This is a genomic window from Salibacterium qingdaonense, assembly GCF_900114715.1.
Lineage (GTDB): Bacteria > Bacillota > Bacilli > Bacillales > Marinococcaceae > Salibacterium > Salibacterium qingdaonense.
In genome coordinates this window covers 195,436-207,567 of the sequence record NZ_FOTY01000003.1, presented here as the reverse complement: position 1 = coordinate 207,567, position 12,132 = coordinate 195,436, and the positions used below count along the sequence as shown (strand labels likewise).

The following is a 12,132-nucleotide window of genomic DNA, read 5'->3' as shown; positions in this document are numbered from 1 at the left end:
TTCGGATTTATTATGCTGTACTTTTGCATTTTATAACTTCTGTATTGTCAGGCCTTTACTGCTGTTCAATCACTGCGTCCGGTTCCTGCACTTTCTACGGAGCGCATTCAGCTGCCTTCATTCAGAAAACCTCTTCTACTTCCGTTTCCTCCGTGATTTTCTGAAGTATTTTACTGTTTGTTTTCCACCGACGTCAGTTTCTCTGCTATATTGTGATTGTCTGTATCGCGCCGATCATCAATTCGGATGTTGGTGGAAACGCGGGCAGCCCCACGCTGAAACGGGATATCATGGAGTTCTTTCACAATAGATAGAAGATCTTCCAGTTTTCCTTCAAGAACCGTTCCCATTGGTGTGAGTTGAGAATTAATTTTATCCGAATGGTTATCAAGCACCTGCTGCATGGCAGCAACATCTTCACTGATGCTCGTCGACGCTGTTCCAACGGGTACAACTGTGATATCTACGATTGCCATTTGATCAACCTCCTTTGGTGAATCCACTTTTTTCTCTTCAAGTACGTGAGGAAACTCTATCTGTGCCAGTGCCCTGTACGCTTCCAGTGCAGTCCGGAGATGACGCCGGTCCGGTTCCGCGCACGAAATACGGCGCTGCACCGTGTATGACAGGAAAAGTACCGGACCACGAATGCTTTTCATAAATGGAAGCTGTATGATTCGGTGCAGGACTATAGATAACGGAAAGGCCGTATAGGATGCAGCTGCAAGTCCTGTCATCCATGGGAGCCAAGGCAGTGTCACCAGAAAACCAACTGCTGTCAATAAAAAGTAAAGAACCACTGTATTTGTAGAACAGTAACGGTTTGTGATTATTGATTTTCTGATGCGGTACAAATTCCGCCTTTTTTTGATACCCTTGAAACTGAAAATCTTATGCTCCGCTCCATGGAATTGACGCAGTTCCTTTGGAAAAAAGAAATGGGTTCCCATCAAAAAGTACAACAAACCATAGAAAGGCATCCCCGGAACAGCTGCTTCGGTGAAGAACTGCAATATAAACGGGACAATAACAGAAAACATAAGCAGGGTACCAATACTCCTATACCACAAAGGCATGGCACGAAAAACATGCAGCAGCATATTCGTAATGGAAGAAAAGGTTAAAGGTATCACAGCTGCGGCCGGTCCGTCTTTGTTCCACTCCGCCCAGCCGGCGTGTTCTGTGCCGATGAAAATAACTCCGTTCTGATACGATAAGCCTTTCATGCAGGCTCCTCTTCTGCTGCATCTGTATCACGTTCGATAAAGTTTTCAATAACCCAGTAGAAGGAATTGCTGTTTTCGCCGTGAAAAGAAGGATCAAAAAAGCGGGTATTCGAAGTTTCCAGACCGCCGTGCTCTTCCCATGTATGAAGGTAGCTGATAACCACCCGTTTATTCTCCAGGTTTGAGTTCGTGCGAACGTTTATCGTTCCGCTGCTGCCAATTGTCTGATTTTCTTCCATCTCATTTGGTACAGCAAAGAGGACCCCGTCTGACGTGGTTTCCGGTTCTACTTCTCTCTTATTTCCACCATTTAGATTAAGGAGAAGTTCCGCGTTTTCCACCTGGTCTCCAGTCATAGAGTCCCCATTTTCATTTAGAAACGTGATCCCGATATAGTCGGTTCCATGAAGACCGTCACTCGGCATGTGCCCCCATTCCCACGAGGCTGTGAGCCTGGTGCCGTTCTCGTCCGGTGCCAGCTCACTTTCCCACTGAACTTCTTCTGAAAGGTTTTCATTTGTCACTTCTTCCGCCTGGTTAATATAAAATCCGCCCCCTATGAACAGAAAAATCATTAACGTAATCGGCAGGAGGACGACGAGCTTATTTCCTTTGAACATTCTTCTCCCTTTCCCTTCTGAACCGGAAGGTATATGTTGATGTTCCCGGCTTGGCTACAGAAATTCTGATCCAGCAATACCCGGGTTCGTCATTTCTTTGGAATCCAGTATTTTATCCAGTTCTTCTTCACTTAAAATATCGCGTTCCAGACAGATTTCCCGGACGCTTCTGCCGGTGTCAATCGCTTCTTTGGCAATGCGCGACGCTGTTTCATATCCAACATGAGGATTAATGGCGGTTATAATGCCGACACTTCTTTCAACAAGGCTGCGGCAGTGTTCTATGTTGGCAGTAATTCCGCTTACACCGTGTTCACAAAAGACATTCAATCCGTTCTGAAGAACGGACAAGGACTGCAGAAGGTTGAATACCAGTACCGGTTCCATGACATTGAGCTCCAGCTGGCCGGCTTCCGATGCCAGACTGATGGTATGGTCATTGCCGATAACCTGAAAAGAGATCTGGTTGATAACTTCACACATGACAGGGTTTACTTTTCCCGGCATAATCGAAGATCCGGGCTGCCTGGAAGGAAGATTAATTTCGTTCAGTCCTGTGCGTGGTCCAGAGCTCATAAGACGGAGATCATTTGCCATCTTCGACAAATTGATAGCATGGACTTTCAGAGCAGCGGATAGTTCTGTATAAGCGTCCGTATTCTGCGTTGCGTCCACAAGGTTTTCGGCGCTGTAAAACGGGAAGCCGGTCAGTTCCGATAAATACCGTGGAACTTTTGAAATGTAGTCTGTATTGGCATTCAGGCCGGTCCCTACAGCTGTTGCTCCCATGTTGATTTCATAAAGATGATCGACAGACTGCCTGATTCTTTTCAGATCCCGTGCAAGCACCCTGCGGTATGCGCTGAATTCCTGGCCAAGACGGATTGGAACCGCATCCTGTAAATGGGTGCGCCCCATTTTAATAACATCATCGAATTCTGTTTCTTTCTGCTGCAGAGTTTGGAGAAGTTGATCCAGTGCAGTTGTCAGTCCTTTGGCCAGATGGAGACAAGCAATATGTATGGCCGTGGGAAAGGAATCATTGGTGGACTGACCCATATTAACATGTGTATTGGGGCTGACCATGAGATAATGTCCTTTTTGACCCCCGAGTATTTCAATGGCACGGTTGGCTATAACCTCGTTGGCATTCATGTTGAAAGAAGTACCTGCTCCTCCTTGAATGGAGTCGACTATAAACTGGTCATTAAATTTTCCTTCAATGACTTCCTCTGATGCTTCAATAACCGCACCGGCAATATTGCGGTTCAACATGCCCGCATCCCTGTTTGCCATGGCTGCACCTTTTTTTACATAACCGAAGCCTTTTATCAACTCCGGATGCGGCGGATAATTTGTAATTGGAAAGTTTTCTTTTGCACGGATCGTCTGTATACCGTAATAAGCCTCGCCCGGCACCTTTTTTTCTCCAAGGAAGTCCTTTTCTGTGCGGTAATCTGTCATTCCATCTTCTCCTTCAATCCTTTATGTTTTTTTCGCTCCTGTTTCATAGAGTTATAGAGTGTCGGCGGCCGCTTTGTGCTTTGCCAGCCAGGCAGCACCTATGATGCCCGCATCATTTCCCAGTTCTGCTGCGGCAAAAGCTGTATGCTCCGCCACTTTTGGCAGGGCATGTACATTGTAATGAGAACGCAGAGGTGTTAAAAGCCGTTCTCCGGCAGCGGAGACACCGCCTCCGATAACAATCTTCTGAGGATTAAGCACGTTAGCTGCATTGCCGACTGCCATTCCAAGGTAGTGCATAGATAGATCTATAACAGCATCTGCCGTCTGATCGCCGGCAGCTGCACATTCAAAAAGAATTTCAGCTGTTAAAGGTGTCTGCTGCTTCTTTATGTATAACATGGAATCCGGATTTTTTTCTGCTGCTTCTTCTGCCATACGAACCATTCCTGTCGCTGATGATACGGTTTCAAGACAGCCTGTCTTTCCGCAGTTACAGGGGGCACCGTTTTCAGGGATGACTGTAACATGACCAATCTCTCCTGCCATATCCGACACACCATGCAGGATATCACCATTTACAATGACACCACCGCCGACTCCGGTCCCAAGTGTTAAAACCAGAACATCGACAGCATCATTTCCCGCTCCCTGCCAGTACTCACCTGCGGCCGCAAGATTTGCATCATTATCAAGAACGACCGGAATCTGAAGAAAATCTGACAGGATGGAAGTGACGGGATAATCAACCCAGCCGATGTTTACCGCAAAATGAATCATTCCTTTATTCACATTAACAAACCCCGGAACACCGATTCCAGCGCCTTTTACATCTGCTGCAGTCAACCCGTGTTCCTTCCATTTCCTCATAATGGAGCGCGCGATGTCTTCAAGAACATGTTCGCCGTTATTGTCTTTATTCGTTGCGATCGACCACTTTTCTTTTTGTTGGCCACTTTCTGTGAAAAGACCGATTTTTACTGATGTACCTCCGACGTCAACACCGAGAAGATATTTTTCTTCCATAAGCTGAGCTCTCCCAACCTTTTCTGTCCTATTAGTCCAATTGGTTATATTCGTTTCTAATGATCATCAGTGCGTTTGTATAATTCTTATTGTCCATTAAACCAGCTTCGTGCGCTCCTTTCACTTCTTCTTCGAGAAGTTCAAGGTCCATACGCCGGTCTTTTGTATAGATGACGGTGCGAAACTGTATCAGCCATTTTCTAATATCTGCGAGAGTTTGAAAGTCAGTATTCATATGTCTATTATAGCAACATAATCAAAGAAAAGAAAAGCAGACCTGCAAACGGAATATAAGGAACGAAAAACCGTCCCCTCATTTTAAAATGAAGAATACTCTGCACCGTATTACCGGCTACATAAGCCGCTGCAAACAAAAACATCAAAAGCATTCCTGTCACAAAAGATGAAGCCCAGTGCCCGGCGTGCCAGCCGGTATACAAAAAAAGCAACGTAAGCGCCAGCCACAAATATCCCGAGCGGGCATGAAAAAAACCGTAATAAGGGAGGTAGAACATGCATCCAAATACAGCCGCCGAGGCAGCTGTTAAAAAACGTAGCAGGTCAAAAAGAAAAGCTGCTTCAGCAGCCTGAAGCCATGAAAACCCTGCTATCAGCAGGCCTATATAAAATGTACAGACAAATAACAAAAAAATCAGCATCGTTATCCGCTTCTGGTGATGCAGATTGTACATTGCTGCAGCACCAAAAGCCATACCCACCATAGTTAATTCCAGCAGCGAAATAAACATAAGACCCTCCCTGGACAACTTTTATCTCTATCCTATGTCCATCCTTTCTGGTCCATTCCGCTAAAACCTGGTCTCTTCTGTCAGCCGCGCGCCGTTCTATCCGGATCCTTCGTGCCTGTAACAGAGGGTCTCTTTTTTTTCAAAGGGATCGGTTTTCGTTTGAAAATATCGCCTAAATCAGCCGCGGAAAATGGCAGCAGCGGCCAAAGATACGGTACACCGGCCGGCCGCAGCGTGACGAGAAATATAAACCAGACGGTGACGGCAGCCGTAAAGCCGGGTGCTCCAAAAACCGCCGCAGCCAAAAGAAACAAAAACCGCCAGATACGGTTCGCCAGACTTAATTCATAACTCGGCGTAGCATACGAGCCAATCGCAGCAACAGCGAGATATAATACGACTTCATACGAAAACAGTCCGACTTCAATGGAAATCTGCCCGATTAATATAGCTGCAATAATACCAAGTGCCGTAGCAAGTGCCGAAGGTGTGTGTATCGCTGCCATCCGCAGCATCTCAATGCCCACTTCGGCAATGATGAACTGTGAAATAAGCGGGACTTTTCCCTCCTTTTCCACTCCGAGGTAATCAATATATTCCGGAGGGCTTAAGAGATCTGCGGCAAAAATAAACCACAGCGGAAGGAGAAACAAGGATACAAAAACTGAAATATACCGGACGAGACGGTGCATCGTACCGACAATTGGTTTCTGCCTGTATTCCTCCGCGTGCTGAAGATGATGCCAAAAAGTACACGGCACAATCATAACCGTTGGAGAACCGTCCACATAAATCAGTACATGTCCTTCGAGCAAATGCACCGCAGCTGTGTCGGGTCTTTCGGTATAACGTACGAGTGGATAGGGATTAACATACTGACCAAACAGATACTCTTCCACCGTCTTGTCCGCCATCGGAAGCCCGTCACTGGAAATGTCCTGCACTCCTTTTCGAATGCGGTCCACCATTTTTTCATCAGCAATATCAGCAATGTAACTGATACTCACATCTGTCAGCGATCTTTTTCCGACTCTTTGGTATTCCATCCGTAAATTGCGGTCGCGTATCCTTCTTCTTGTTAAGGCTGTATTAAAAATGATGGTTTCGACAAAACCATCTTTAGAGCCCCGGACAACCTGTTCGGTCTGCGGTTCCTCAAGCGACCGAACCGGGTATTCCCTCGTGTCTATTAATATGACTTCATCTTCGCCGTCCACAACGAGTGCGGCTGGACCGGACAATACCTGATTCACGACCTCATTCAGATCTGTACTCGTATCCAGCTCCACATAGGGAATCCTGGAGGTAATTAACGACTGGATAACCCTGCTTTTCTCTTTGGATGATGGAAGATGATCCAGTTCACGCTGAATTTGTGTCATGGCCTGATCTTTTACAAATCCGTCGACCATGTACAACGCCATTTCAATGCCGTTGTATTCCAGCTCCAGCTCAATGATATCGAAATTCTGTTTTACTGCCAGTTCCGAAGCCAAATAGGATTTGTTTTCAGCGATTCTGCGGGACACTGGAATGCTGTGATCGGTCATCGTTACCCCCTCCTTACCGGTCATTGTCTCCGATAGAAAGGATATTCATGCACAAAAGCGGGGAATGAAGCTCCGCTTTTGTGCAGATACTATAATACGACAGCTTTTCCTTGATAGAACGGCTGCCGTTTACTTTCTCCGATAGTCAGGAGCATGCCCCTATGAAAAAATGGTTCCTTATTTTCCTTGTTCTTTTCCTGATACCGGGTGCGTCTGAAGCGCATGCCTCTCTTTTCAAAAAGCACGAGGAACTACACTATGAACGTCCGGCTGATCATTTCAATAAAGCCGCAGGAACAATTACCATCCATCACACACTTGATAACGATGAATACGTGCTGGAATCCAAAGGAACACTTGAAACCAAATCTCCGGCGGAAAATCAACAGGCACAGATTATTTTACTGGAAGATGGATACGTGAAAGACAGCGCCGCGGCGTGGTCAGAAAATGAAAATGATATTACAGCGCGAAAACGGACTGCTTCTGAAGATTCAGGCAGGTATGACCTTGCCGGGTTTTACGGCATGAAAAATGCCCCAGTCTATACATATGACTGGAGCAGTAATTCTTTGTATGTGCTTGACACTCCGATCTCGGATTTACACTCCTTTTCCATCGCGGATACCGAGCAGGAAAAAAGAACGGGAAAAATGATGGACACCATCATCAGACAACAGCAGCAGCACGTAAAACGATTCATTAAAGATAGTGCCGGGCTGCAGGAGTCCTGCCGGTTGTTTCCGCTGACCGAATGGAAAAAACACATGGCTCCGCCTGACAGCGGGCTCTCTCCGGATACCGTGGAACAAGCGTGGCAGGATGTTTACCACACGGTAGTGGACGTGACTGCATCACAGCAGAAACAAAGAAAAAAAGTGATGCCATTCCTAAGCTGGGATAAAGAACGGAAAACGTTGTCCCTCTACATTCATTTCAGCAGAACCTAAGGAAGATTTGCTTGTACTCTTTCTTCAATACTTTCCACATCCACGTCGTCCGACTGATCTTCAATACCGAGCTGCCTGGATCTGTTCAGAGACTGTTCTGCCTCCTCCCATTGTCCAAGCTCCGAATAGGCAATAGCGAGATTATAATGAGCCTCGGCAAGCTCCTCATTGATGGAAACTGCTTCCTGAAAAAGAGACACTGCCTGCTCGTATTGATTTTCGGCCATGTAAGTATTGCCAAGAACAAAGGGAACATAAGGATTATCTTCCCCGTTTTCTGCATCGTTTAAAATCTGCCTTGATTCTTCCACATTATCCCGTTCAAGATACTGCTGGGCAAGCTGGACTTCAACCATCGACGAACCTTGCTTGTTTTCGTTCATCAAACCGTACCACAGAAGTCCTGCCGCCAGCCCTGGAATAACCAGTAAAAAAGGAAGCTGAGTTACGGTGCGTCTGTGTTTTGGAAGATGTACCAGCGCAGATGCCAGAAAACCTCCGGCCAAACCGCCGATATGCGCTCCGTTATCAACCGCAGGAACCACAAAACCAAATACAAGGTTAATACCTAGAATAAAAAGGACATTCAGTCCCATCGTACGAAAGAACAGAGCGCGGTGAATCAAACCAAAATACAAAAGTGCACCAAAACAGCCGAATATCGCCCCGGATGCGCCGGCTGACACCTGCTCATTAAAGGCAAAACTTGCAAGGGAACCAAATACCCCGGCCGTCATATAAATAATGATAAACCGGATCGTTCCATACATCCGCTCTACCGCTCCGCCGATGTAAAAGAGAGCGAGTGAATTCATAACTAAATGAAAAATGCCGATGTGTAAAAACATGGATGTAATGATCCGCCACCACTCTCCTTCAAGAAGTGCCGGATTATATTTTGCTCCGAACTCAATGAGCGTAACGAGATTAGTACTTTCACCTGTCTGCTCCATCCATGTAAACACGGACACGATGGCAGCAAGAAAAACAAACACCGCTCTGGGTTTTGTAAAAAGAAGAAGAGACCGGTCTTCTTCTTCCAGCTTCTCCTGTCTTTCTTTTACCATGGCTCTGTAGTGCCGGCCCCACTCTTGGTGGGAATACTCATCTTCTAAAGCGGGCTCCCACGATTGGCGGGAGCCAAGGTCGTTCAGCAGCTGTTCTTCCGATTCAGCAATGCGTCCGGATGGATCCCGGGAAAGAAGGTAAAACCGGCCGCTGTTCTGTGTATTCAGGTAACTATTTAAAGGCCGGTTCAGGTCCGCTGGCGGATAAGAGGTTATATAGATACTATAAAACGGGATATTTCGACCAAGAATCATCCGTTTGATACGTTCATATTCCTGCCGCGCCTCTTTGACGTCTTTTTCGACCTGATTCATCCAGTCGTATTCAACCCTGGCAATACGGATGACTGATTTTTGTTTGTTTTTCCCTGTTTCAAGCCATATTTGTTTTTTGTCCCGGCTGATTTCAACAATTCTCGCATCTTCTTTTATAACCAGATGATGAATCAGTTTCCAGTATCGATGCATCGGCTCCACGACAGTTCATCCTTTCAAACGGAGGGTGCGCAGCAGATAATGAGCGGTTTCCTGAAACGACATATGCTCTGCAGCAGGTTTGTCATTTGTCGTTCTCTGCTCTCCCCTCGTGTTAAGAAATACTGCATCCCAGCCGGCTTGAATGGCTCCTTTCACATCCAGTTCCCAGGAATCACCGATGAACAAGGATCCAGCCGTTTCGCCGGAAAGCTGCTGAAGAGCATAATCAAACATTTCTCTTTCCGGCTTTTCCACGGACGCTTCTTCTGACACAATGAGGTGAGGTTCCGGAATATAGGCATCGAGCTGCAGCTTTTTCCATTTTTTCAACTGCGTTGCCTTTCGTCCATTTGTTATAATTCCCAGCCTGATTCCTTCTTTACGAAGACGATCCAACAGGTGATATACTCCTTCAAAAGGAACGCAGAAATCAGCGACCACTTTTTCATATTGTTCATGGAATCGTTCTGCATCTCCTTTTTGGTATGGCAGGAAGAAGGCTTTCATCGTTTCGTCAAACCTTTTCCTGCGGTATTCATCGTGCGTCCAGTTATTTTGCTCATAATAATCCCAAAACAAATCCGAATGATATTTAAAAGTCCGGAACCACTCCTTTGAGTCAACTTCTGCAAATGGAGTCCCGGTTCCGTTTGTTTTATACATTGTATAAAACGTATATTGTACTGCTTGTTCAAATGCATCTTCGTGACTGAAGAGTGTATTATCCAGATCAAAACATATCGTATTCCAGTACATTATATTCCCTCCACTCTTCTTCATTATAGCAGTACAGCGTTTTCTTATCGAATCATTATGTGCTCCCGGGATATTGTATATGGGTAAGAGAGTCTTTTAAGTGTAAAACCGACAACTTTTGTAACAACTCTTCGTATACACAGAAAACCCTCACTGCAGCGAGGGTTTTCTTTAGAAGCTGGATGTTTTGTGAGTGTCCCCTTTTTAATGTAAAAAGGCACCAAGCAGTGCACGGCGCAGAAAAGGAATCTGCAGCACTGCTGCGACAGCTGTTCTACGGAGTCCACGCATGAACGATTTCGGCATGCAGGTTAGTAACAAGACGATAAGCAGCACGAGAATGATTTTTGTGCTTCCTGTCATGATTCAGCCACTCCTTTTTTCTCTATTCTCTGCATCAGCGGCTGTTTTATGTACCCCTATACTATAATATTCCCTCCCGGGTGCAGAGAAAATCGAGTGGGATATCATGCGGTTCGTGCGGAATCCGCTCAAATAACTGGAAAGAATACAACAAGGCACAAGTCGGTGCCTCAACCGTTTGAAGGAAGCGGTCATAATATCCTCCGCCAAATCCAATCCTGTATTTTTCTCTATCAAAGGCCATACCCGGTACAATAATTAAATCAAAGGCCGAGGGTGGAACAAACGCTTCAGGATCCGGCTCCGGCTCCCATATTCCCGCGAATTCCTGCCTCGTTTCCTGAAATGATGATATGCGATAAAACGTCATCGATTCTTCCGCCGGATCCGCTCTCGGCACGGCCGTCTGTCTACCTTCCTGCCAGGCTTGTTCAATAACCGGCACTGTGTCGATTTCATTTCTCGTCGACATTGTAAGTGCAATGGTGGCAGATTTCTTCCATAAAGAGGAATGAAAAAGATGCTGATATATGTAACCGGTCTCCTCGTTTCGTTCTGCCGGTGCTGTATGTTGGAACTGATTTCTGATATGCCGCCGGATCTCCTTTTTTTTGTGCACCATTCTTCCACCTTTACAAGTGACTCATTCAAAAACTAAGACCTTTTATCCTGCAGGCCCCCTTTATACAGAAAAAAGCAGAGGAGATTATCTCTCCAACTGCTTACTTGGTTTCCCTGTGCAGGGTGTGCTTATTTAAACGCGGGCTGAATTTTTTCAGTTCAATGCGTTCCGGATTTTTTCGTTTATTTTTTGTCGTAATGTAGTTACGATCTCCTGTTTCCGTGCAGGCCATTGTTACTTGTACACGCATGGTTCTCCCTCCTCAACTGTTAATCTCTATTCATACCTATTTATGTTACCAAATAATACGAAACGTATCAAGCATCTATGTGAAGAAAATAGCAGAATCAAGGGAAAGCATTCTCGTTACGGGATCAAGCATGTATAATATGACTCACATGACTCATAGAAAAGGAGGAAGCTTATGGAATGGATCATTCTCTCTTCCATTCTGCTCAGCGTATGTCTGTTCGGCCTTTCGTTTTTAGCCGGGGATAAACAAAAAGAGCGAAACGACGAGGTGGAACAGATGTCTCTGCAGGTTATGGGAGATATATATCAAGTAAAGCAGCGGCTTCGCATTCTTGAAGAAGAACTACTGTCGGCTTCCGCTCCCTCGGTACGGCGTCATTCCAAAGAAGAATTGGTGAGCGAGGCATACCAATTATATCAGCAGAACATGAGTATCGAAGATATTGCAGCAGCCATGGAATTAAAACCCGATGAAGTGCAGCAGCTGCTGTCCGGAATGCGTGATGAGGAGGGACGACTTTGAATCGAAAAAGCATGCAGATTTTTTCTATTGGATGGTTCGGGGCTGCCTGCTGCATAGCTGCTGCCTACTTCATCCTTCAGCCTGATCAGAACGAAACGGACATCTCAGCTCAAAGCACGGAACAGGAACAGGCTGAAGAACAAACAAGTTCCGGCACACGGAACACAGAGGAGCACATTGCCTCTCTGGAATCGGATGGTTACGTCGTTTTGACAGAAGAGGAATACAGTACCATCCAGGAAGAAAACGTCCCATCAGAAGAGGAAGAAACAAATGAAGTAACCGCCATCTTACATATTGAACAGGGAATGACAAGTGGCGATGTAGCTTCCCTGTTGCAGCAGCTGGAGATGGTGGAAGAAGGTTCCATTTTTCAGCAGCAACTGCAGGAGAGCGGCCTGGCATCATCCATCAGGCCGGGACAATACAAGGTAAACAGTACAATGAGCGCTCAGGACATAATTCATCAAATTACATCTTAAAAAAT

At 45.8% G+C, this 12,132-nt stretch carries 15 protein-coding genes; 3 read left to right on the top strand and 12 right to left on the bottom strand.

The genetic code is table 11. The annotated features are described in order from the left end of the window. Window positions 1–170 precede the first annotated feature (170 nt). From BM058_RS04355 to BM058_RS04325, 7 genes are all read right to left on the bottom strand, one after another. Complete coding sequence (locus tag BM058_RS04355) at window positions 171–1,226, bottom strand: MTH1187 family thiamine-binding protein (RefSeq protein WP_090925790.1); 1,056 nt, start codon at window positions 1,224–1,226, stop codon at window positions 171–173. Then, entirely contained in the window at window positions 1,223–1,846 is a 624-nt protein-coding gene (locus tag BM058_RS04350; RefSeq protein ID WP_090925789.1) for a hypothetical protein, read from the bottom strand. Before BM058_RS04350 ends, BM058_RS04355 begins: the two co-directional genes overlap by 4 nt. A 54-nt stretch (window positions 1,847–1,900) precedes the next feature. Continuing rightward, window positions 1,901–3,310 carry an aspartate ammonia-lyase gene (gene aspA / locus BM058_RS04345; RefSeq protein ID WP_090925788.1) on the bottom strand — a complete coding sequence of 470 codons (1,410 nt, stop codon included), beginning with the start codon at window positions 3,308–3,310 and terminating at the stop codon, window positions 1,901–1,903. A gap of 51 nt (window positions 3,311–3,361) precedes the next feature. Then, the gene (locus BM058_RS04340; RefSeq protein ID WP_090925787.1) at window positions 3,362–4,336 is read right to left on the bottom strand and encodes an ROK family glucokinase; all 975 of its coding nucleotides are present in this window, start codon (window positions 4,334–4,336) and stop codon (window positions 3,362–3,364) included. A 31-nt stretch (window positions 4,337–4,367) separates the two neighbouring features. Beyond that, window positions 4,368–4,571 (bottom strand): YqgQ family protein, encoded by a 204-nt coding sequence (locus BM058_RS04335; RefSeq protein ID WP_090925786.1) that lies wholly within the window; start codon window positions 4,569–4,571, stop codon window positions 4,368–4,370. Between the two features lie 7 nt (window positions 4,572–4,578). Next, window positions 4,579–5,085 carry a hypothetical protein gene (locus tag BM058_RS04330; protein WP_090925785.1) on the bottom strand — a complete coding sequence of 169 codons (507 nt, stop codon included), beginning with the start codon at window positions 5,083–5,085 and terminating at the stop codon, window positions 4,579–4,581. A gap of 80 nt (window positions 5,086–5,165) precedes the next feature. After that, window positions 5,166–6,635, bottom strand: a complete 1,470-nt coding sequence (locus tag BM058_RS04325; RefSeq protein ID WP_090925784.1) for a spore germination protein — start codon at window positions 6,633–6,635, stop codon at window positions 5,166–5,168. A gap of 161 nt (window positions 6,636–6,796) precedes the next feature. Here BM058_RS04325 and BM058_RS04320 point away from each other — a divergent pair, with 161 nt between their 5' ends. Continuing rightward, window positions 6,797–7,585: a hypothetical protein gene (locus BM058_RS04320; RefSeq protein ID WP_090925783.1), complete on the top strand. Its 789-nt coding sequence runs from the start codon at window positions 6,797–6,799 to the stop codon at window positions 7,583–7,585. On the opposite strand, the gene BM058_RS04315 is transcribed toward BM058_RS04320, so the two are convergent. From BM058_RS04315 to rpmG, 5 genes are all read right to left on the bottom strand, one after another. Beyond that, window positions 7,582–9,120 (bottom strand): rhomboid family intramembrane serine protease, encoded by a 1,539-nt coding sequence (locus tag BM058_RS04315; protein ID WP_245736843.1) that lies wholly within the window; start codon window positions 9,118–9,120, stop codon window positions 7,582–7,584. The genes BM058_RS04320 and BM058_RS04315 overlap by 4 nt on opposite strands. Window positions 9,121–9,135: 15 nt before the next feature. Further along, a complete protein-coding gene (locus BM058_RS04310) occupies window positions 9,136–9,885 on the bottom strand; it encodes an HAD family hydrolase (protein ID WP_177195424.1) in 750 nt (249 codons plus the stop codon). Between the two features lie 204 nt (window positions 9,886–10,089). Then, entirely contained in the window at window positions 10,090–10,248 is a 159-nt protein-coding gene (locus tag BM058_RS18120) for a hypothetical protein (protein ID WP_177195423.1), read from the bottom strand. 61 nt (window positions 10,249–10,309) lie between these two features. Beyond that, window positions 10,310–10,870: a 5-formyltetrahydrofolate cyclo-ligase gene (locus tag BM058_RS04305; protein WP_090925780.1), complete on the bottom strand. Its 561-nt coding sequence runs from the start codon at window positions 10,868–10,870 to the stop codon at window positions 10,310–10,312. Between the two features lie 100 nt (window positions 10,871–10,970). Continuing rightward, window positions 10,971–11,120 carry a 50S ribosomal protein L33 gene (gene rpmG, locus BM058_RS04300; protein ID WP_090925779.1) on the bottom strand — a complete coding sequence of 50 codons (150 nt, stop codon included), beginning with the start codon at window positions 11,118–11,120 and terminating at the stop codon, window positions 10,971–10,973. A gap of 174 nt (window positions 11,121–11,294) precedes the next feature. Between rpmG and BM058_RS04295 the strand changes: the two genes are divergently transcribed. Both BM058_RS04295 and BM058_RS04290 read left to right on the top strand, forming a co-directional pair. Continuing rightward, a complete protein-coding gene (locus BM058_RS04295; protein WP_090925778.1) occupies window positions 11,295–11,645 on the top strand; it encodes a hypothetical protein in 351 nt (116 codons plus the stop codon). Further along, window positions 11,642–12,127: an endolytic transglycosylase MltG gene (locus BM058_RS04290; RefSeq protein ID WP_090925777.1), complete on the top strand. Its 486-nt coding sequence runs from the start codon at window positions 11,642–11,644 to the stop codon at window positions 12,125–12,127. The genes BM058_RS04295 and BM058_RS04290 overlap by 4 nt, the downstream gene beginning before the upstream one ends. Window positions 12,128–12,132: the final 5 nt, after the last annotated feature.

Bases quoted from the DNA above. Each gene is read 5' to 3' on its own strand.
- BM058_RS04305 (WP_090925780.1), bottom strand. From the start codon at position 10,870: ATGGTGCACAAAAAAAAGGAGATCCGGCGGCATATCAGAAATCAGTTC.
- BM058_RS04315 (WP_245736843.1), bottom strand. From the start codon at position 9,120: ATGCATCGATACTGGAAACTGATTCATCATCTGGTTATAAAAGAAGAT.
- BM058_RS04335 (WP_090925786.1), bottom strand. From the start codon at position 4,571: ATGAATACTGACTTTCAAACTCTCGCAGATATTAGAAAATGGCTGATA.
- aspA (WP_090925788.1), bottom strand. From the start codon at position 3,310: ATGACAGATTACCGCACAGAAAAGGACTTCCTTGGAGAAAAAAAGGTG.
- BM058_RS04295 (WP_090925778.1), top strand. From the start codon at position 11,295: ATGGAATGGATCATTCTCTCTTCCATTCTGCTCAGCGTATGTCTGTTC.
- BM058_RS18120 (WP_177195423.1), bottom strand. From the start codon at position 10,248: ATGACAGGAAGCACAAAAATCATTCTCGTGCTGCTTATCGTCTTGTTA.
- BM058_RS04340 (WP_090925787.1), bottom strand. From the start codon at position 4,336: ATGGAAGAAAAATATCTTCTCGGTGTTGACGTCGGAGGTACATCAGTA.
- BM058_RS04310 (WP_177195424.1), bottom strand. From the start codon at position 9,885: ATGTACTGGAATACGATATGTTTTGATCTGGATAATACACTCTTCAGT.
- BM058_RS04325 (WP_090925784.1), bottom strand. From the start codon at position 6,635: ATGACCGATCACAGCATTCCAGTGTCCCGCAGAATCGCTGAAAACAAA.
- rpmG (WP_090925779.1), bottom strand. From the start codon at position 11,120: ATGCGTGTACAAGTAACAATGGCCTGCACGGAAACAGGAGATCGTAAC.
- BM058_RS04320 (WP_090925783.1), top strand. From the start codon at position 6,797: ATGAAAAAATGGTTCCTTATTTTCCTTGTTCTTTTCCTGATACCGGGT.
- BM058_RS04355 (WP_090925790.1), bottom strand. From the start codon at position 1,226: ATGAAAGGCTTATCGTATCAGAACGGAGTTATTTTCATCGGCACAGAA.
- BM058_RS04350 (WP_090925789.1), bottom strand. From the start codon at position 1,846: ATGTTCAAAGGAAATAAGCTCGTCGTCCTCCTGCCGATTACGTTAATG.
- BM058_RS04330 (WP_090925785.1), bottom strand. From the start codon at position 5,085: ATGTTTATTTCGCTGCTGGAATTAACTATGGTGGGTATGGCTTTTGGT.